Annotated in this window: 20 protein-coding genes and 1 pseudogene; 7 read left to right on the top strand and 14 right to left on the bottom strand. The window is 40.8% G+C overall.

Annotated features, from left to right (window positions below):
* Positions 1–179 precede the first annotated feature (179 nt).
* A complete protein-coding gene (locus CJ483_RS18530; protein WP_120036555.1) occupies positions 180–1,580 on the top strand; it encodes a S8 family peptidase in 1,401 nt (466 codons plus the stop codon).
* A 140-nt stretch (positions 1,581–1,720) separates the two neighbouring features.
* Here the strand turns inward: CJ483_RS18530 and CJ483_RS18525 are convergent, their stop codons facing one another.
* Both CJ483_RS18525 and CJ483_RS18520 read right to left on the bottom strand, forming a co-directional pair.
* Positions 1,721–2,632, bottom strand: a complete 912-nt coding sequence (locus CJ483_RS18525; RefSeq protein ID WP_120036554.1) for a sigma factor regulator N-terminal domain-containing protein — start codon at positions 2,630–2,632, stop codon at positions 1,721–1,723.
* Positions 2,632–3,123, bottom strand: a complete 492-nt coding sequence (locus CJ483_RS18520; RefSeq protein ID WP_120036553.1) for an RNA polymerase sigma factor — start codon at positions 3,121–3,123, stop codon at positions 2,632–2,634. The genes CJ483_RS18525 and CJ483_RS18520 overlap by 1 nt, the downstream gene beginning before the upstream one ends.
* A gap of 585 nt (positions 3,124–3,708) precedes the next feature.
* Between CJ483_RS18520 and CJ483_RS18515 the strand changes: the two genes are divergently transcribed.
* Positions 3,709–4,350: an HAD-IA family hydrolase gene (locus CJ483_RS18515; protein ID WP_120036552.1), complete on the top strand. Its 642-nt coding sequence runs from the start codon at positions 3,709–3,711 to the stop codon at positions 4,348–4,350.
* Between the two features lie 160 nt (positions 4,351–4,510).
* Here the strand turns inward: CJ483_RS18515 and CJ483_RS18510 are convergent, their stop codons facing one another.
* The 3 genes from CJ483_RS18510 to CJ483_RS18500 form a co-directional block, all read right to left on the bottom strand.
* Positions 4,511–4,777 (bottom strand): phage holin, encoded by a 267-nt coding sequence (locus tag CJ483_RS18510; RefSeq protein ID WP_120036551.1) that lies wholly within the window; start codon positions 4,775–4,777, stop codon positions 4,511–4,513.
* A 286-nt stretch (positions 4,778–5,063) separates the two neighbouring features.
* Entirely contained in the window at positions 5,064–5,777 is a 714-nt protein-coding gene (locus tag CJ483_RS18505) for a class I SAM-dependent methyltransferase (protein WP_120036550.1), read from the bottom strand.
* 81 nt (positions 5,778–5,858) lie between these two features.
* Positions 5,859–6,083 carry a YppG family protein gene (locus CJ483_RS18500; RefSeq protein WP_182917105.1) on the bottom strand — a complete coding sequence of 75 codons (225 nt, stop codon included), beginning with the start codon at positions 6,081–6,083 and terminating at the stop codon, positions 5,859–5,861.
* A 165-nt stretch (positions 6,084–6,248) separates the two neighbouring features.
* Between CJ483_RS18500 and CJ483_RS18495 the strand changes: the two genes are divergently transcribed.
* The gene (locus CJ483_RS18495) at positions 6,249–7,046 is read left to right on the top strand and encodes a DUF2268 domain-containing putative Zn-dependent protease (protein WP_120036548.1); all 798 of its coding nucleotides are present in this window, start codon (positions 6,249–6,251) and stop codon (positions 7,044–7,046) included.
* A gap of 204 nt (positions 7,047–7,250) precedes the next feature.
* Here the strand turns inward: CJ483_RS18495 and CJ483_RS18490 are convergent, their stop codons facing one another.
* Together CJ483_RS18490 and CJ483_RS18485 are read right to left on the bottom strand one after the other, a co-directional pair.
* On the bottom strand, positions 7,251–7,508 hold the full coding sequence (locus CJ483_RS18490) for a hypothetical protein (protein WP_120036547.1): 258 nt from the start codon (positions 7,506–7,508) through the stop codon (positions 7,251–7,253).
* 437 nt (positions 7,509–7,945) lie between these two features.
* Positions 7,946–8,137 carry a YbxH family protein gene (locus CJ483_RS18485; RefSeq protein ID WP_120036546.1) on the bottom strand — a complete coding sequence of 64 codons (192 nt, stop codon included), beginning with the start codon at positions 8,135–8,137 and terminating at the stop codon, positions 7,946–7,948.
* A gap of 113 nt (positions 8,138–8,250) precedes the next feature.
* On the opposite strand from CJ483_RS18485, the gene CJ483_RS18480 reads away from it, so the two are divergent.
* Positions 8,251–8,499: an alpha/beta-type small acid-soluble spore protein gene (locus CJ483_RS18480; protein ID WP_120036545.1), complete on the top strand. Its 249-nt coding sequence runs from the start codon at positions 8,251–8,253 to the stop codon at positions 8,497–8,499.
* Between the two features lie 21 nt (positions 8,500–8,520).
* Complete coding sequence (locus CJ483_RS18475; RefSeq protein ID WP_259455713.1) at positions 8,521–8,694, top strand: H-type small acid-soluble spore protein; 174 nt, start codon at positions 8,521–8,523, stop codon at positions 8,692–8,694.
* Positions 8,695–8,770: 76 nt separating this feature from the next.
* Here CJ483_RS18475 and CJ483_RS18470 read toward each other — a convergent pair whose 3' ends face one another.
* Positions 8,771–11,167: an immune inhibitor A domain-containing protein gene (locus CJ483_RS18470; RefSeq protein WP_120036543.1), complete on the bottom strand. Its 2,397-nt coding sequence runs from the start codon at positions 11,165–11,167 to the stop codon at positions 8,771–8,773.
* A 449-nt stretch (positions 11,168–11,616) separates the two neighbouring features.
* Here CJ483_RS18470 and guaD point away from each other — a divergent pair, with 449 nt between their 5' ends.
* Positions 11,617–12,981: a guanine deaminase gene (gene guaD / locus CJ483_RS18465; RefSeq protein ID WP_120036542.1), complete on the top strand. Its 1,365-nt coding sequence runs from the start codon at positions 11,617–11,619 to the stop codon at positions 12,979–12,981.
* Positions 12,982–13,230: 249 nt separating this feature from the next.
* Here guaD and CJ483_RS18460 read toward each other — a convergent pair whose 3' ends face one another.
* On the bottom strand, positions 13,231–14,445 hold the full coding sequence (locus tag CJ483_RS18460; RefSeq protein ID WP_259455712.1) for a metallophosphoesterase family protein: 1,215 nt from the start codon (positions 14,443–14,445) through the stop codon (positions 13,231–13,233).
* A gap of 354 nt (positions 14,446–14,799) precedes the next feature.
* Between CJ483_RS18460 and CJ483_RS18455 the strand changes: the two genes are divergently transcribed.
* Entirely contained in the window at positions 14,800–15,600 is an 801-nt protein-coding gene (locus CJ483_RS18455; protein ID WP_120036541.1) for a DeoR/GlpR family DNA-binding transcription regulator, read from the top strand.
* Positions 15,601–15,704: 104 nt separating this feature from the next.
* Here CJ483_RS18455 and pstB read toward each other — a convergent pair.
* The 5 genes and pseudogenes from pstB to CJ483_RS18430 all read right to left on the bottom strand — a co-directional run bounded on the left by pstB (position 15,705) and on the right by CJ483_RS18430 (position 20,351).
* Positions 15,705–16,474 (bottom strand): annotated as a pseudogene (pstB, locus tag CJ483_RS18450) (phosphate ABC transporter ATP-binding protein PstB).
* Positions 16,475–16,545: 71 nt separating this feature from the next.
* On the bottom strand, positions 16,546–17,370 hold the full coding sequence (pstA, locus tag CJ483_RS18445; protein ID WP_120036540.1) for a phosphate ABC transporter permease PstA: 825 nt from the start codon (positions 17,368–17,370) through the stop codon (positions 16,546–16,548).
* Between the two features lies 1 nt (position 17,371).
* Positions 17,372–18,286 carry a phosphate ABC transporter permease subunit PstC gene (gene pstC / locus CJ483_RS18440; protein ID WP_120036539.1) on the bottom strand — a complete coding sequence of 305 codons (915 nt, stop codon included), beginning with the start codon at positions 18,284–18,286 and terminating at the stop codon, positions 17,372–17,374.
* Positions 18,287–18,347: 61 nt separating this feature from the next.
* On the bottom strand, positions 18,348–19,190 hold the full coding sequence (locus CJ483_RS18435; RefSeq protein ID WP_120036538.1) for a phosphate ABC transporter substrate-binding protein: 843 nt from the start codon (positions 19,188–19,190) through the stop codon (positions 18,348–18,350).
* 333 nt (positions 19,191–19,523) lie between these two features.
* A complete protein-coding gene (locus CJ483_RS18430) occupies positions 19,524–20,351 on the bottom strand; it encodes a methyl-accepting chemotaxis protein (protein ID WP_182917104.1) in 828 nt (275 codons plus the stop codon).
* Positions 20,352–20,640: the final 289 nt, after the last annotated feature.

Raw genomic sequence — 20,640 nt, 5'->3', positions numbered from 1 at the left:
TGGATTGAATCATTCTATACACAAATAAATTAAGCGTAACCGGGGATAATAACCGATAGTTTAAATTTCTTTAAAAAGGAAATGATTCTGCACTCGCTACGGTGCAGTGAATTTCTAAGGCAGTAAATGATAGAAATGCTCCATTAAAGAAAATGAAAAATACAACTTGAGGTGCCAGCATGCAAAGAAAAGGAATAATCGGATTATCTGTCTTGGTTTTGGGCCTTGCAACGATAGCAGTATTAAGCTTTAACAGACAGCCGGAAGACGAGGCGGCCCGCTTTAACAGCGAAAAAAATGTCCGGCAAATGCAAGTGCAGAACTTGCAGCAGGACAACCCACGCATTTTAAAAATAAATGCCATTCGCGCCAATGATATTACTAAAAAAAGGCTGGATAACGATCCTTCTGTTAAGCTGATCCATCATAACAAGCAGGATAAAAGCCACTATTATGACAATGAGGTAGTTGTAGACTTTAATGCTTCTCCGAGTGAAGCCGATATAGCGAAAATCACTCGCGATATTGACGGCGAGCTGAAAGAGCAGCTGGATTCCGTCTATATTTTCAAATCCAGCAGTAAAACACCGGCTGAATTGATGGAGTATTTCCAGCAAAGCCCGAATGTTACGTATACAGAGCCCCATTATATTTTCTTGCAAAATGAAGTGAACGATACCTATTACCAAAACTACCAGTGGAATCTGCCCGCTATTCGGACAGAAGTTGGGTGGAATGTTACTCGGGGCTCCAGAAAAATAAAAATTGCCGTTGTGGATACCGGCGTAGACCTGAATCACCCTGATCTTTCTCACCGGTTGACGAAGGGCTACAATGCGCTCTCTCATGATGATCCACCAAATGATGATAATGGGCATGGTACCCATGTGGCCGGAATTATCGCTTCTATCCCGAATAATGCTGAAGGGGTCGCAGGGATTACATGGTATAACCCGATTATCCCCGTAAAAGTGCTTAACTCCGATGGGTTGGGCGGCTCCTTTGATGTTGCCCAAGGAATCCGATGGGCAGCAGACCATGGGGCCGACGTAATTAATTTAAGCCTTGGGAATTACCAGCCTTCCACTGTTATGCAAGAAGCCATTCGCTATGCTTTGAAAAAAAATATCGTTGTTGTCTCTGCAGCTGGAAATGATAACTCCAGCCAGCCGAGTTTCCCGGCTGCTTATCCCGGTGTGATTGGTGTAGCTGCTGTAGACTGGGAAGGCAACCGTGCTCCCTTTTCAAATTATGGAGATTATATTGACATAGCAGCACCTGGTGTCCACATTGCCAGTACATTTTCTCAGGGACAATACGCCAGCCTGTCAGGTACGTCCATGGCTGCTCCACATGTAAGTGCCTTAGCAGGGCTGATTCGCTCCATTGATCCCAATTTGAGAAATACAGAAGTAATGAACATTATGACAAAAACAACACAGCAGGCAGAACAAACCCGTCCGAAGATCTACTATGGCAATGGAGTCATTGACAATAACAATGCTTTGCGGGTCGCGTACAGAAAAAAGTATCCATTAGGGAGGACAAGCGAGTGGATCGATCAATTTTTCGCGCGATAAAGCAAGCAGTTAATAATTGAATACTTGTGCTGTCTGATAAGAAAAATAGCTGGTCGAAGCTGCCTATAAGGTCTTCGTCCAGCTACGAAAGGACAGATTAACAAAAAAAGAGACCAGATATCCTTCTGGTCTCTTGCCTATTATTTCTTCGGTTTAATATACGGGACGATTTGCGCAGTAGCCCCTACAGAAGCACCTCGAACAAAATCTTGATTTTCCAAAGCCTTGAAATTTTGGGTTTGCCCCGTCAGCATTGCTCCTAAAATTTTCACTTCATCAAACTGTTTATTTTTATTTAGATTTAAAAACTTCTGGATTGTTTTGTTATCTCCAGCTGCATCGTATTTTTTGAGTGAATCAATAAAGCTGTTGTATGCCTCTTCCGGTGAATTAGATGGGTCAAACCCATAAACTGGCATGCCAGCAGGCCCTTTACTTTCATCTACCATTGGTGATGCCATATACAACCATACAATGTTTAAATTATCAGGAATTTTTGCTTGAATTTCTTCCAAGGTATAAGGTTGATTAAAGGAAATGGCAACTTCCGCAACATAGTTCTTCATCCGTGAAATGTCCCCTAGTTCATTTTGTACTCCATCATAATACTTTTGAATAGATGGATGATAAAATGTCGCAACTTTGTTCTTTGTTTGTTTATCATACTCATAGAACTCTCTGTCAGACCAATAAAATCCTGGTATTAACTCATTGTAATCAACTTTGGTACGAAGCCAATCATACGAACTTGTAAGTGTGCTCCATTGAACTAAATAGCCATTAATATTTTTAGAACGATTTGTCACAATGTTACCACCAAACATGGATGAATTGCTCGTTACCTGAGAATCGACTTGAATATTGGGTTCAGCGATGACATTATGTAAGAAAAGCTCGTCATGAAGTCTTTCAGAACTTTTTGCTGCAAAGTAATTCCCCGTTTTATAAAGAATGGGCAATGAAATGAGTACGACAATAATTGAGGTAATGATAATTTTTAAGAGTTGTTTTCGTTTAGCTCTTTTTAAAGCTCCATTTAACGAACTATCCATTAATATTTTCCTCCTATTTTTGAGTGAATAAATTTACGTGCGCGATATAATTTTTGCTTTACACTATCTACTTTAATGTCTAAAATAGGAGCAATTTCTTCATAGGAAAAACCATAGTAATACTTTAAAAAGAAAATTTCTTTATATTCCTTTTTTATGTCTTTTAGTAAATAGAAAATCTCATCCTTATTTAAAATGGCATCAAATTCATGGTCTGTATGTTGTAACTTTAAATAAATCTTCTCGGTTAAATAGATGTTTTGTTGCTCCTTTTTCCTTTTCAAGTCAATGTATTCATTGAGTGCTACTCTAAAGAACCAGGGACGGATATTGTCCTCTGTTAGGTCATCCAGCAATGTGTAAACTTTATAAAAGGTGTTTTGAATGATATCTTCTGCATCTTCTTTTTTAGCTCCTTTCGCTAGTAATAAATCGAACACTTCCTCTCCTAAATTGATAAGATAGGAGGCTAACATATTTTCTTTTTTCATCTTTTGTCCTCCCTATACTTATACAACGAATAAGTAATAATAAATGTATACACTTAAATGAAGTAAAGAAAAATTTTTGATTTATCAATGGAGGCTATGGGGCTATATTATATAATTCGATGTCACCGGTGCGGAAGAAGCATTCCCCATCGAGTTTCATGTGCACCTGTTTATTCTCATCGGGGCGATTATCGTAATCGAAAAATACTCGCGAACCGCAAACAACGAGCTCTCCTCCTTGTCCTGTCTGGCGGATTAAAGTACCATGATTTCTGATAAGCCATATTCCTCCGCATAACGCTGCCCTGTTCGTTCATAAAGCCGCTCGCCAATAACCACTGGCACTCACTTCTAGAGAAGAAATATCATAATCCGCCAATCGCGGGTTGGCTAAAAAGTCTACTACCATTGTGCTGATGTCTATCCAATGTGTCCCCTACACTCTTTGCTATTGCAATTAAAAACTTCCCCTCCTGACTATAAAGCTCCTCAAAGCTTTTTAACTGTTAATGATGTAGGATAAGGGAGAAACCCTTTTAAATAACGGCAGCAAAACTTATGATTATGGTGAAAAGGAGACTCCCAATGAAGGCAATGATATTTGATATGGACGGCACTTTGTTTCAAACTAATTTAATTTTAGAAGGAGCATTGGAAAAAGTTTTTGAAGAACTTCGTAAAAATGGCTTGTGGACTGGTCAGATACCGATTGAGCAATATCGTGAGATTATGGGTGTCCCCCTGCCCGTTGTATGGGAAACTCTTTGTCCCCATCACTCTATAGAAACCCATCGGCAAAGCAATGAATTTTTCCATCTTCAGCTTATCGAACTGATAAAAGGCCAGAAGGGAGCCCTCTACCCTGATGCTGAAGACATTTTGGAAGCATTGAGTACAAAATATACTTTATACATAGCGAGCAACGGCCAAAAAGAATATCTACAAGCCATTACGGATACCTATAAATTAAACCGATTCATTAAACATACATATAGCATCCAATCTATCCCATCCGGACATAAATCTGACTTGGTTAAAAGAATCATTTTAGAAAACGGAATTAAAAACGGAGTAGTTGTTGGAGATCGGTTATCGGATATCCAGGCAGCAAAAGACAATGGCCTCCTAGCCATTGGTGTGAATTTTGACTTTGCTCATCCGTCTGAATTAAAGCAAGCTGATCAAGTGATTAATAGTTTGAAAGAGCTGTTAGACTTAGAAGTGTAGAAATGAACAAGTCTACTTTTAAAAATTTATGGAATGGTTTTCAATTAATTATGGAAGAAAACTGCTTTTTAAAAGTTTCTTCCCCTTTCATCTATGTACCATTTTCTGCTATAAAAAAAGAGCCCATTAAAATAATGGGCTCAAAAACTGCCTGAATCCTTTACCTAGGCTCCTTATAGTTTTTGGCTTGTTCGCTATCTGAGTAGCCTTGGGTTGTAGGATCCTGTACGATCCCTAACATGGCAAGGACAACCAATACAGCATTAACAACTCCCAGGAGCCAGGTGTCTATTTGATCAGTCCATGTGAAATCAATAGCACCCATTTGATTTAATCCTCCAACAATTAGCTGTGCAACGATCAATAATTGAGCAACAAAGCTCATGACCCACGTTGGATTCTTAAATCTTAGTTTCCAGTTAATCACTTCTCATCCCTCCTGATATAAGATATGTTCCAAGAAAAAATTTGAATAATTAATGAGTCCTTAGGAGAGACGAAATTTCGTTAAAATGATTATTTTAACTAACTTATGTGTTGGAGCTGCCTTTCACATAAAACAGCAAGCTTTCTGCTATCGTTTGAAAAATGTCGAGCACAAAATTTCTTGCTTATTACGCATATTAATGTGCTGGTGTTACCCAACTGCTCCTCAAATGATATCTGTCAACTCTTACTAGCCAGAGATAGCACCTAGACGGTTCTTTATCAGCTTAAAGGCCGCATATAAACATACGGAATCCCAGCTTTTCTCTATACTTTATTGTTAAATACTCATGCTCTTGGAAAATCTCGAAAAACTCCTCGTCAATATGTTCTGACAGTGAAAAATCAGCTGCCTGTTCTAGATCCTGTTCATCATCATGCGGTTGGTAGTTTTCAATGGTTACACGAGTGAATCCAGCTTGTTGAAAGGCAATCGACCAGTCTTCTTCCGTAAACAAACCGGTAAATCCATAAAAGTCTGTTATTTCTCGCTGCTCTTCTTTGAGAAGTGGCTGCTCGCATACCATTTCAACCGCAAGCAATTGGCCGCGCGGCTTTAAAACTCTTTTGAACTCTGAAATGGTTGAGCCCAGATTAGTGAAAGTAATGACTGATTCAGAAAGAATCACATCGAATGCGGCATCAGGAAACAGCAAATTTTGTGCATCGCCTACTTCAGCTGTAACTGGTAAATCCAAAGTTAAAAATCTGTTATTTGCCTTCTCTACCATTACTTTGCTTGAATCAACAGCCGTCACCCGGCATTTGTACTTTTCGGCCATGTATGCGGAAGTTTGGCCGGTACCACAGCCAATATCAAGAACAGTCTTTGTTCTATCTATCTCTACCTTTGCCAACATCTTTTTGGTTAATTGAAGTCCTCCCGGATGCGCTCCTCCTACGCCCAACATTGCCAGACAATCAAGATACGCGTTAGCCAACCCGTTTCCCCCATCCTTTAGCTAGCTTATTAGCTTCTGTTATCCTTGTCAGTTTTTTAGCTTGAAGCGTATATTCCTACCTTATTTCTTCATAAATTTAGAGATCATCGGGCTTACTTGGCTGTATATCCCATTCAATTGCCGGGCAGTTGCTGTAATTTTTTCAAAATCATAGTTCCCCTCTTGATCCTGCAGCAAAGACAGTAATCCTCCCCGTGGTCGTTGTGGCGGTTGTTGAGCCCTTCCGAGCGGGCGCCTTGAAACAGGCGAATAAGGATCCATTGGGCGTCTTGGTCCAAAAAACATTAGCATCGCACCTCCTTTTTATGCCTTATTCCATAGTATTCAAGTGATTCGTTTCTGAAAGGGTATGTACCCCGACGTTCCAAAAATTACAGTTTGGCAAACGGGAACACTTATCAAAAACAAGCATATCTTGTTAGATAAATTGACTGTTGGAGGAGAATGGATGTGAGCGTTATTCGAACCGATGAGTGGCTGCTAAATTCATATAAGAAACCTCTGGAAATATGCGAGAAGATAACGGATTACTTTAACGGAGTTTCAGCTGCTGAAATTTATGATTATCTGACACTTCATGGGATGTACCGCCAACCAGTGAAAAACGATCGGGCGTTTTTAACAAGCCTGCAAAAAAATAATGTATGGAAGATAGTTGAACAGGAAGAACAGCAGCTTCAAGCAAAATGGCAAGGCCCCGAAGTCCCTATCTTTATTTTGCCGTTAAACACGAAGGAACGGAGAAACCCAAATAAACCGAATGAAAAGGCCGGCTTAGCTTTTAAAGATAAATTGTTTTTATTTATTTCTGAAAGCAATACAGAGGAAGAGATAAAGGCATTGCTGACTCATGAATACCACCATGTTTGCCGATTAGAAAAATATAAAAAAGATGAAGAAGATTTTAGCTTATTGGATACCATGATCATGGAAGGATTAGCAGAGCATGCTGTTCGGGAGAGATTGGGAGACGGACTGGTTTCAGCCTGGACATCATACTATTCAAATAAGGAGTTAGAAAAAATCTGGCAGCACATTATTCTTCCCAACATACATGTACCCAAGTCTCACCGCAAACATAACAGCCTGCTGTATGGCTTTCGTTTCTATCCAAAAATGGCCGGTTATTGCATTGGCTATTACTTGGTCCAAAACTACCTTAATGACACCGGGCAAACAACTGACGAGTTAATGGAACTTCCTTCTGAAGTCATCGCTAAAATCTCTGCGGACTTATGGAGAAAATGAACATGCCAAATAAGCAGAAAGATGTCTTTAAAATGCCGCCTGACAGACACCTTCCTGCTTATTTTTCATAAACTACATATAGCTAAGCGAATCCCTCTATGTGCACAACATTCTATTTGTGCTTTCTTGATGCAAAGCAGTCCGCCTAATCCGTGAACAAAAACGGTATACATATTTATTACCTTTTTGCATTGGTTTATCGAATTACCAAAAGAAAAATGGAAGTAAAGCAAGAGTAGCAATGGCGCCTAATGCAATTCCATAGCCAAATCCTGAACCATAGCCGTACGCTCCATAACCAAAACCGCCTAAGTTACGTGCACCGCTAATAGGGCGGATAAAGACTTTATGATTATTCGCATGTTGAATAATCCCTCTGTGCATTCTTCCATCATGTGTTCTAATCTCAACAGCTCTTCCTCTATATCGTTGGCAAAGTCCATAGTAACGTTCAACTGACATGTTCTCACCCCCATACCCTCATACGCTATACGGCAGTATATGTCACTCTTCAGTTATTGGAGTGGACAAACACAATAGGATAGATGCGGAAAAAGCTTATCTAATCAGGAAACATCCGCCCGGTTATTGATCATCATATGAGGATGCTGAGTGAGTCGGTAATGGGTTTCTTTCATTTATACCATGATAGTCATTCTCGATTTTAACTGATTAGACACCTGCAGAAGATAGGAAGTTCAATAAATCGACCGTGCGAATTTCTTCCTCGCCTTCCCAATGATATCTCCACATAGCTTCATCTAAAAAGAGCAGACAATCTCCCAGAAGATTTGCCCGCTCTTTTTATTTAAGAAATGAAAAACAAACAGTTTATCAAACTAACCAATTCATACCGCTTCTTTTTAAGGATTTTCTCCAGATCATGAACTCATGGTTCTTTAAATATTATGCTCTTTGCAATAATGGTTAACTAATTCCTCTATTTGATTATGTTCAGCAAAGTCTCCAGAGAAATCAAAGAGAATCTCTTCTACGAATTCTCCCTCCCGGTAGACGTGAATAGCCCCATTTTGCTTAATTACGCTGTATTCCGGTACAAACCGATAGCCATTGCGTTCAATCGCGCCCATTTGTTAGCTCTCCTTTCCTTTTCCATTAGTATAGCCAGCAAACTGGACACTAGCCTATACGATAACAACTTATCGGGCATAGTAACATTGAACAGCTAAAAGGAGGAATGCACATGTCGAGAAAAAACAAAATTCTTGTTCCTGAAGCAAAACAAGCGCTAGACAACTTGAAGGCAGAAGTCGTAAATGCCAGTGACCCGGCAGCTGCCAAGTTTGAAGCTGCAAAAGAAGTAGGGGTTCCGCTAACAGAAGGATACAATGGCAAGCTTACTTCTGAAGAAGCCGGTCAAATTGGCGGGCGCCTAGGCGGTTCCATGGTCCGAGAACTGATCAACATGGCAAAAAAGAACCTGCGTTCATAGGAATGAGGTGAAGAGGTGGAAATGAAACGCGTACTTGAAGTTCTAGAATCGGAGAAGGATATCCCTGTTCACTACAGTGGCATCCCTGTTTGGATTGAAAGCGTTGATAAACATTCAAATCTGGCAACCATTCAAGCAAGGGGGACGCATGACGTCAGCCGTGTTGTATCTATTGAGGGCCTTGAGGAAAAGTAATTTTTAAACATCGGTTGCTCTCCCAAGACCACTTAAACAGCAAAAACGGGCTGCTATAACGGCAGCCCGCTCTTAGTTATTTGTGAATCCATACGGCCCCTGCCGAGTTGTCTTTTGCTTCGCCGATAACCTGGAATTTCAAGCCGTAGTTTGGCACGTTACGGCCAGCATCTGGAATCATTTGATTGATATACTTTCTGGCATCGTCAAATGTAGGAACACCGTTTAATCCTTTATAATGATAGAATCCGCGTGTTGGAGAATCGATTGTCCAGCCCGGTGCTTTGTCTAGGCTGAAAGCCGCGTCAGCGATTTGATAGCGCGTGCTCTGATTAATGCTCGGTTGTCCGTTTAACGTGCCGACAATGGCCTCCGGGTGGGAATCCACTACGCCGAGAAATCCGTCTCCAGGATGAACACCTGTCCAGTTATCCATGTAGCTGTCATCCCCATACCATACGACGAGCCCGGTATTATAAGCTACTCCCCGAGAGTGCATCAGGGCCTTGTCTGAACCGTCATAATTTCTCCACTCTAAATAATAGTAATTGGCTTTCTGGAATGTTCCGTTGGATACTTCAAAGCCATCAGTTGTGAACTTAGGCGTTCCTTCCGCATCATCCGCAAAAACTACTTTGCCATCAATTGTAAGCGTGGCGTTATCAAGAGCGAAGCCATCAAGAGACAAACCGCCATCTGTCACATATTCAAAAACAAGCTTTACCTTTTTACCGGCGAATGCGCTCAAATCATAAGACTTGTCCACCCACTGTCCCTTAGAAGATTCAGCTCGGGTATCGCCGGCTGTATCTTCATCGCCAATGGTATCAATGATAACTTCTTGTCCATCATTCGTAACGGCCTTCACATTCAAGAAGTCATAGTCAAATTCAATATCATAATAGGCTTTATAATCAAACACGGCTGTTTTGGCTGCCGTTAAATCAAACTCTGGTGAAGTTAACGTTGTGTGAAGGTCATCTCCCTTTGTGCTGTAATAATACTTTTCACCAAATTGCGGGGCAATGCCTTGGACGGTTTTCTGTGGCAAATTCACTTTTACAATGCCTGGATTTTTGGACTTGGTCACGCTCTGGTCAAGAATAAAAGCCAGGCCGCTTTTGTCTATATCCTTATAATCCACTTCAGTTATATTGGCCCAATTGCCACCCATTACTTTTTGGAAAAATTCTTTATTTTGCGGGGAAAAGCTTGTTGGCTCGGTACCGGCGATTTTTCCGTTCCAGCTACCGCCGCTCATAATCGACCAGGAGGCGATCGGTTCGCCATGCCCTGTATACTGGGTATCATATTCGTCCGGCAACCCTAAATCATGACCGAATTCATGCGCGAATACACCAACAGCTCCGTCTTCAGGCTGGATCGTATAGTCAAATGCAGCCATGTTTCCGCCCCAATAATCCACCTTCGCTTGCGAACCTTGAACAGGATAAACTCCATCAAGAGTCCAGCGGTGTGACCAAATCGCGTCGTCACCAAGTTTGCCGCCGCCAGCTTCCTGACCGGTACCTGCATGAATAATCATTAAATGATCAACGAGTCCATCCGGTTCATTTAAGTTTCCATCTCCGTCGAGATCATATTGGTCAAATTGATCATATTCAGATAAATCAATACCCGAAGCGACCGCTGCATTTAAAGCATCTTTCACGAGGTCACGCGGTCCTTTTGGATCCATGTTATCATGACCGCCGTTTGGATTATCATCTCCATATTCCCTGGCCGTTCCCGGAAGTGTTAACCAGTCAGATACCGTGCCGTCTACTGTGTAGCTGCCCCCGGACTGCTCCTCGTAAAATTGTTTAAACGTCTTTACTTTATCTCCGTTAAACAAAGTAAATTCCTGATCGCCAAACATTAATTTTTCATAATGCTCTTTATTAAAATCATCCGCAAACATATAACCATCTTCTTGAACGACATTATTATGTTTAAAATCGCTAAACTCAGTTAATAGAACCAACACTTTATCCTGGCGGACGCTCCCATTATAGTTTGCTTGTTTGGCAGGATTTACCTTCACGGCGCCGTTTGGTTTTCCTTTTTTAAAGTTTTCATGGCCTTTATTAAGCTGCTTCGCGAGTTTATCTTTTTGCTTTGTTAAAAAATCCTTCGTTTTTTTGTCAAATTTTTCGTATTTTTCATCCGTATATTTCTTATGATTGCCAGGCTGTTTTTCCCCTTGCTTTTTCTTGATATATTGCTTTACTGCCTTCTGAGTTTCTGCCGGAGAAGCATTTTTCGCCAGCAGTCCCCGATCTTTTAAACTCTTGGCAATGCGGTCTTCGTTAATAATATTTACATCTATGTCTGGAGACTCGATTGCCGCTGCAGAGGCAGCTGAAGGATAAATGTTAGCGCTTACAAAACCTCCCGTAAATATGGCCGACGCTGCAATAGCGCTGGCAGCCCAACTTGAAAGCAACGTTGAATTCCGCTTCTTTTTCCCCATGTTTACCCCCTAGTAAGCTATTATTTTGATAGTCGAAACAATTTGATTATATAACTCGTTAATAAATGGTGTAAATATCCAAATGATATTTTGGTAAAAAATGATAAAATATACTTAGCATAGTTGAGAAGAGTTGAACTTTTTCAGGTATTTATACTAGCTAAAATAAAAGTAAATAGGCTGGATGGCGGTTATTACAAGGAATAGAAGCCCTCTAAAAAATGAAAATCCGTTCCTCTACTTATCAAGTATTTATGACTCTAATGAGCCTTGTTGCTCCTCCTTTTTTCTCTCCCCGATAAAAAATTCGTTGGATAATGAGCATTCATTAAAATGAACAGTCATTGAGAGAAAACAAGGGGTTCCTTCGTTTTCTTCTAGACCTGCTATTTTTTTTCCCTTATAATCACTAGTATGAATCTATAAAAACGAACATTAAGGTGATAATCATGAAAAAATATATGGGTATTTTTCAAGGAACAGCTTTTTCCAGTGCGTCTCCTAAAGACATTCAAGTTTTAAAAGATTATCTTTTCTGTATTAACAGTGACGGCATGATTGAAAAAATTGTTGCACCGGAAGAGGCGGACTATCAACAGCTGGTGGATGCTTATGAAGGAGAAGATCACTTTCATCGTTTAGCTGAAGGGCAGTTTTTCTTGCCGGGTTTTATCGATTTACATGTGCACGCCCCTCAATGGGCTCAAGCAGGAACGGCGCTGGATCTCCCGCTCTATGACTGGTTACATACATACACCTTTCCGCTTGAGGCCAAATTTTCAGATCTGACTTTCGCCGAAAATGTCTATAACGACTTAGTCAGCACTTTGCTTGCGCATGGAACCACGACCGCCCTTTATTTCGCGACTGTGCACAAAGAGGCTAGTGTGCTGCTGGCTGAGATCTGTGCGAAGAACGGACAACGAGGGCTCGTCGGGAAAGTTGTCATGGACAATCCTGAACAAACGCCGACCTATTATCGTGATGCTGATACGCAAACGGCACTAGCTGATACGGAGGAGTTTATTTTAGCTGTTAAGGAGTTAGCAAAGACCACTAAGCAAGGAGTTTATCCGGTGGTGACCCCACGCTTTATCCCAAGCTGTACAAATGACACACTGAAAGGTTTAGGGGAATTGACGGCCAAATATGATACACATGTCCAATCACACTGCAGCGAAAGTGACTGGGCGCATGGGTACGTGAAAGACCGATTTGATAAACATGATGCCTTTGCTTTGCATGAGTTTGGTCTGTTGCATGATAAGTCGGTAATGGCTCACTGTAACTTCCTGGATGATCATGATGCAGAATTGTTTGCTGAAACAGGAACGGCCATCGCTCACTGTCCAATATCCAATGCTTACTTTGCCAACAGCGTCATTCCCATCGCTCACTTTCACTCGAAGGACGTTGAGATTGGCTTAGGATCTGATATTTCTGGCGGTTTTTCACCTAGCCTGTTTGATAATGTAAGGCAAGCAATCATCTCATCGCGAATGTTAGAAGATGGTGTGAACCCCGCTCTGCCTGCTGAAGATCGCGGTGTGCCGCAATCACGTATTACGATTAATGAAGCCTTCTATTTAGCAACAGCTGGCGGCGGCGAAAGTTTAAGCTTGCCCATCGGCCGCCTGCAGGAAAACTATGTGTGGGACGTACAAGTCATCGATACGAAAGCGGCAGCTGCCAAACTGCCTATCTTCGACGTGAATGAAGACTTGCATAATGTCTTCCAAAAAATCATGTATCTCGCCCGTCCGGAAAACATCCGTGAAGTCTGGGTTCAGGGGAAAAAGGTTCATTCAAAGTAATCCTGCTTACTCCTTGACATAGTTTAGAAGGCCAATCCAAGTGGATCGGCCTTCTGATCTTTAAACTAAATGTGGAAGTTAGTACAACAGAATATATCCAGGTGCTTTTATTGTACGAGACCCCTCCTATGGGATTAAAAAATAAATCTTCTAACTGACCATGATACAGACCGCTTGGATGTATCCCGAAGCGGCCTATCTAACAAGGGAAGGTGAATCCTCACTTCCCCTTTTGAGCTATTTCTCTATTTATTTGCTTGTTACAGTTTTTGGCTTATCCTTCAATGGCAATGGATCGATACTTTGATCGTTGGCCGTTAAATCAATGCCATAATCTTTTGCAAAAACCATATATGTATCGACGAGAACATTTTCTTTCTTTTCATCTAGATTGAATACTCTGGCCCCGCGCAGTCTATTTCTTTCTGCCCCGGAAAGCCCGTAAGCCCCGAACCCGCAATTGCCCGCGTAGCCAAGCATTACTCCATAATAATTCCCTGCATAGGTGTTGATATGATCATGCCCACAGAAGACGCCCTTTACATCCCCGCGATGCAAAATGGCTGAAAACATGCCACTATTGAATGGTCCTGGGCATTCATTTTCATTTCTTTCCCCTGTGATACTATGTTTTTTCACAGCTAACGCATGCTTTGATTCTGACATTTCCTCTTTGCTGGCAAACCACATATAGCGATGTTCCCATAAAGGAATATGCATGAACATAAGGGATGGAACTTTGCGATTCAATCTTTTTTCTAATTTCTTAGACGTTTCATAATACCAGTTCACCTGATCAAAGCGCAACCAGTCCCAATGAGGATAGCCTTCAAAATCCTGCCCGGCGATTTCCTTTGGCGCGTATCTTCCACTATCCATTAACCATAAATTAAAGGCAGGTGTCGTTCCTTTAGAATTATTGATAAGCAGATAGGAATTTCCTGTTCCTGTTACACCTTTTTCACTCGGCTGGTTCCTATTGTACGGATACGACATATAGATTTTGAGCATATCCTCCTCATCAAGGCCATTTTTTGGCGTGGCATCTTCATCATGATTTCCGAATGTCACCGCCCACTGAATCTTTCTCTTCTCCATTGGCTGAGCAAGATTATTAATCGCTTGCTTTACTTCCAATGGAGTATCAGGCCCACTTGCTAACATGTCTCCATTAATCACTACAAAATCAGGCTTTTCAGCGTCTAAAACTTTTTCCATTAACTGAATGGTTCTGCGATCAATTCGTTCATCGTCTTGTGGATCATTAAATTGCACAATTTTAAACCTTCCATCAGAATTAAATTTCAATTTGGCTGCTTGATTGTCTTTGGCTAATGCTGTTGCATTGCCGAATAAATCTCCCGGCATTCCAGCAGAGGCAAGGGTTAAGGCAAGGGTACTCATCCCACCAATTTTAATAAAACTTCTTCTGTCTAACCCTTTACTCATCTCTTCATTACTCATTTAGCATACCTCCCCATTCTTTCATCCTGCTTGTCATTGATAGAGTGTTCTATCCTCTTTTCTCCCTTTAAGCTTAATCTACTAATATTGGTGGATTATGAAGTTAAGCCAAAAAATAAGTAAAGAAAACAAAAGCATCAAAGAAAGCAAACTATTCATGGATCCAATCATGGCACCCTTTCTAAGAATTAGGAACCATCATGTTCATAGTCGAAAAGACAGATAAATCAGCTGATGTCTCTTTTGTTTTACTAAATATTTTTGGAAAATTAACGAAACTGAAAATCTTTCTTTATAATTTGTTTTTACAATTAAGAAAGACTAAGAAAATTGTAGAAGTGTGGGAGAAATAGTATGAATAAGTCTTTACTATCAGAAAGACATAAAATCATTCTGCGAGAACTTGATGTGAAAATAAAAGTCAACGTCATGGATCTAGCTTTAAAATTAAACGTCACACCTGAAACCATTCGGAAAGATTTAAGTGCCCTTGAGGAGAAAAAGAAATTACGCAGAATCCATGGTGGAGCGGTTAAATATGCTGGGATAAGCAATGAGCCTGATTTCAACCATAAAGTTGGCATCGCCCATCATCAGAAGCAACTCATAGGAGAAGTCGCCGCTTCCTTTATTAAGGATGGCGAAACCATTGCTCTTGATGCCGGCTCAACCACCTTACATGTTGCAAACTCGATTAAACACGTAAGAAATGTCACGATTGTAACCAATTCTTTAGCCGCAGCCGTCATCTTAAATAATCGATTAGAATCTAACATTTTTAACGGGAAAGTCATCATACTTGGAGGAACATCTAATCCACAGCAACGTTCGATCAGCGGTTCCATTACCAATCAGCTGCTAGAATATTTTTATTTTGATAAAGCGTTTATCTCATGTGGAGGAATAAGCCAGGAGGGAATTTGTGATTTCGATGTGGATGAAGCCACTGCCTCTTCCATTATCATTAAGAGATCAAAGCAAATATATGTTGTGGCCGATTCTTCTAAATTTAACCAAAGGGCTTTGTTTCATATTGATTCCTTGTCATCTATCGATGTTGTCATTTCAGATCAAGAAATGCCGACTCAATGGTCAAAAGATGCGAGCACGAAAGAATTAAATTGGATAAAGACTGATGAAAAGGTCGTTTTCTGATTAATTGACTCTTCCTTTTACTATTCAAAAAAATGACTGCCAAGTCCGCGTTATCCAGGCACTTGGCAGTCTAAGAATTTCACTATTTATTCTTCCCTCTCTAATTACCCAAAACGGCCGGTGACATAATCTTCCGTTCTCTGATCCTTTGGATGTGAAAAAATATGATTGGTTACATCATATTCAACAATTTCGCCATTTAAGAAGAAAGCGGTTTTGTCGGATACACGCGCTGCCTGCTGCATATTGTGAGTAACGATAACAATTGTATAGTTCTTCTTCAATTGTGCAATCAATTCTTCTACTTTCAGCGTAGAAATCGGATCTAATGCCGAAGTAGGTTCATCCATTAATATCACTTCCGGCTTCATTGCAATGGCACGCGCAATGCAAACACGCTGCTGCTGACCGCCTGATAGTCCGAGAGCTGAGGATTTCAGGCGGTCTTTCACTTCATCCCAAATGGCCGCACCGCGTAAGCTTTCCTCCACAATCCGATTCAATTCTTTTTATTTGTTACTCCCTGCGCCCGGGGTCCGTATGCGACATTATCATAAATGCTCATCGGAAATAGGTTGGGCTTTTGGAAGACCATTCCGACCTTTGTCCGGAGCTTAATCACATCGTTAGATTGATATATATTTTCATGATCAATGATAATATCACCGCTAATTTTTACTCCAGCGATCAAATCATTCATTCGGTTTAACGTTCGCAGGAAAGTGGACTTCCCGCAGCCGGAAGGACCGATTAAGGCTGTCACCTTCTTTTCTTCAATATTCATTGACACATTATAGAGTGCCTGTTTTTCTCCATAAAATAAGTTCAAATCTTTTACACTAATTTTCGTTGTTCCCTCTGAATGCTGTTTCATTGGCGGGAACCTTTCCGCCTTTACTTCTGCGTTCCGCTCCATCATTGCTACACTCATATATCACACCTCATTTAATAGTCAGCTTTATTTAATTTCTTTGATATAAATGTCGCCACAAAGTTGAGAACCACGATCATCACAATTAGTACAATCCCAATGGCCGCTGCCAGTTCAATGTCTCCGGCCTCCTGTGTCACCAAATAGGAATGGACCGTTAACGTTCTGGCAGATGAGAAGATACTTTCAGGCATGGCTGCTACCGTTCCGGCTGTTAAAAATATGGCAGCCGATTCACCGACAATCCTCCCCATTGAGAGAATAATTCCCGATAAGATCCCTGGCATGGCACTTGGCAAAATCACTTTATATAAAGTTTGCAGCTTCGTTGTCCCTAATGCGAGAGAGCCTTCTCTGTATGACTGCGGTACCGTCTTTAAGGCTTCTTCTGTCGTTCGGATGATGACTGGCAATACAATAATAGTCAGAGTCAGCGAGGCCGCTATGATCGACATGCCTAATTTCAACGTAGTGACAAAGAATACGGCTCCGAATAATCCATAGATGATAGAAGGAATCCCTGTTAAGCTTTCTGTAGCAAAACGAATGACATTTACTAATCGGCCTTGTTTAGCGTATTCTTGCAGATACACGGCCGCCAAAATCCCGATTGGTGTTGCAATTACTAATGAAATAATAATGGTATACATAGTTGTCACAATCATCGGCCAAATACCGCCACCGCCCGTTGGTGAATAATCACCAAAGATGAACTCAAAGTTAATTAGCCTAACCCCTTTGTAAAAGATGAACCCTACAATGACCACAAGGACGGCAACAGTCAAGATGGCTGAGAACCAGAGAAGCCCATGCAGCAAGTTATCTTTCCACCTTTTCATTTTACTTACCACCCTTTGCACTGATTTTTGCTAATACGAAGTTTAACAACAAGATAAAGGAGAATAAAATAATACCAGTCGCAAACAGCATCTCTTGATGAACGCCGGATGCATAGCCCATTTCTAACGCAATGTTTGTCGTCAACGGGCGGACACTATCTGTTAAGCTTGCAGGGACGATTAGACTGTTCCCCGCGACCAATATAACAGCCATTGTTTCTCCAATGGCTCTCCCTAATCCCAATACAATGGCTGCCATAATTCCTGATTTGGCTGCTGGTACAACTACTTTAAAAATCGTTCCAATTTTTGAAGCGCCAAGAGCCAAGGACCCCTCACGGTATGTTTTTGGAACGGCGCGAATGGCTGTTTCAGCTACCGTTACAATCGTTGGCAGCATCATGATAGCTAACACAAGAATGACAGCCAATAAGCTTTGCCCTTTGACTAACCCCAGGTTGTTCTGCAGCAAAGGAACGATAATAGCCAATCCGAATACACCATATAAAACAGACGGGATCCCTGCTAGCAACTGTACAGCCGGCGAAATAATTTTTGCTACGTTTTTAGGGGCAATCTCCGATAGAAAAATCGCTGTAAACAGACCGACCGGCACACCAATCATTAAAGCGCCAATGGTCGCATAGATTGATGCCACAATCATTGGAAATATGCCGAATTTATCTTCACTTGGTACCCAATCTACTCCAAAAATGAAATCTATAAAGCTATAACCTTCTTTTATAAATGGATAGGAGCCTTTATAAAATACGAATCCAATGATTAGCAATAAACTGACGACTGATAGAAGGGCACAAAACAAGAAAATTCTAGATGAAACCTTCTCCATCACATATTTATTTTTATTTGATTTACCGTTATCTATGATTGGTTTTTCCATAAGCGGGCTTGTCATGCTACATTCCTCCCAGATCACTTTTAGATTTCCACGATGTTAGATATAAAATCTATAAACGTTAATTTACTGGTATAGCCCCTGTTTCGGAAACAATAGCTTGTCCCTCTGAACTTAAAATATAATCAACGAATTGTTGTCCTGCATCCGTCAGCTGATCTTCCCTATGGACAAATAAGAAGGGGCGTGACAGACTATATTTCTGTTGAAGGACATTTTCCGCCGTCGCTTCCACTCCATTAATCTTTAGAGAGGAAACAGAGTCATCCATATATTCAAAAGAAATAAATCCTATTGCATGCTCATTTGTCGCAACAGTCGTTTTAATATTGCCGTTGCCGCTTGCAATAATGGCACTTCTCACTAATTCGCCTGAAGTGTAGCCGACAATTTCTTGGAAGGCATCACGTGAGCCCGAACCGTCTTCACGAGAAACGACTACTATTTCCTTGTCCTCTCCTCCAACTTCCTTCCAGTTCGTAATCTCTCCAGTAAAAATTTGCTTTACTTGCTCCGTCGTAAGATTATTAACTTTGTTGCTAGGATGGGCGACGACGACGATTCCATCATAAGCAATGACTACCTCTTTCAGCCCGCTAGCTTTTTCTTCCGGTTTCAAATCACGTGAAGACATGCCGATCTCTGACACACCGTTGATTGCATTTGTGATACCCGCAGAAGATCCTATTTGATTAATCTCTATATTGACATCGTTCTTCTCTTCATATTTAAACGCTAACTTTTCGGCTAATGGTCCTACAGACGTAGACCCCGAGATAGAGATTGTAGCTTTCCCTTCATTTGCCGACGCTATTTCATCGTCTTTCTGTATTCCACACGCTGATAAAACGGCAACTAAGGCTAGCATTACTAATCTATTCGTTGCTTTTTTTATAAGCCTCATGTTTTTACCCCCAAGATGATTTATTGGCAAGTTAATTTTGTTGAATGTTGATTCTTTGTTAAGAATAACGTCTTTTTGTTAATTTCCATTGGACTCTTTGTAAAGGTTTTGTAAATATGTTCAGAAAATTAAGGGCTTTATACAAACAATTTCCAAACCGTTGATTTTTGCCTGTTTTCTTACGGCTATTCAAAAAAAGGAACGGCTTAACTAAGTTAAGCCGTTCCTTTTTTTGAATATTTTTGTTGTATATTCTTTACTTTCCAATCATTCGACTGCCTCAATATGGATTAGAAGGTAATCATAGGAATCTAAGCATTCGCTGTGATGCTTTTAATTTTGCTTCAACAAGCCGCTTATAAAACTATCAAGAGTTTGGCCTAATTCGTTCAGTTCTTCTGTAACCTGAGTAAACGTTTCCGTATTGGAGCTTAATTCAGTCGATGACTTCTCAATATCCCTAATACTTTGCGTTACGGCTGTGATCTGTTCCCTCATATTTTCTAAGAAGGTACCAATTTTCTTGGAGGCTTCTCCTGTGTTACTGGACAGTTTTCTTATTTCCGTTGCCACCACAGAAAACGTCTTGCCATATTCTCCTGCCCTTGCCGCTTCAATGGAGGCATTTAGACCGAGCAAGTTGGACTGCTGGGCCACATTGTCTATAAAAGAAATCACATCATTCATTTCTTCCGCGTGCTGCATCGTATTCTCTGAAGAGGCAGAAATTTCTTCAATTGTAGCTGAGAGCTCCTCTGCATGGGCGGTAATGTTTTGGGTTCTTTCTCCAATGGCATTTGATATTCCATTTAGATTGGCAATAATGTCTCTGAGGGCATACTCTTTCTTCAAACTAATGCCAAAGCCTAATGATCCAATAAAATTTCTATTTTCATCAAATAAAGGATAGCCAATCCCTTTAAAAGGCGCCCCATATTCAGGAGGAGTTAAGATTTCTACTCTTCTCAACTTCTCTCTTACTTGGCCAAATAAATCGTGATCGAAGAAAGGCTGTCCACTTACGATTCCCGGATCTAAAAACTTGCCCGGCGTCGCGTAAAGGTATTTCTCTGTATCCGTAACCGCCACGATAAAATCTTCGTCCTTAAGCAGCTGTGTGAGTATTGGTGCCACAGACAAAGCTTGTTCTAAGCTATTCATTTCCCATTCTCCTTTGTTACTGTAAATGTATGCATATAAATGTACTGTTCTTTTATCGGCCAAAACATTTAGCATTTGACCGATTTTTGTAAATTTTTAATGACAATCACTCAGAACACAATGAAAGCTATTTCGTGCGGAACGGTTGCCCTTGAAAAGATGTAAAGGGGAGCCTTCTCCACTTTAATGCCGAAAAAAGTAAAATGCCTCATGCAACTACATGAGGCGCCCTTATCTATACCTTCAATGTATTTAGTTCCTTTTCAAGCTCCGACACAACATCCTCTAG

Source organism: Bacillus sp. PK3_68 (assembly GCF_003600835.1).
Taxonomy (GTDB): domain Bacteria; phylum Bacillota; class Bacilli; order Bacillales; family Domibacillaceae; genus Pseudobacillus.
This window is presented reverse-complemented; position numbering and strand designations above follow the sequence as displayed.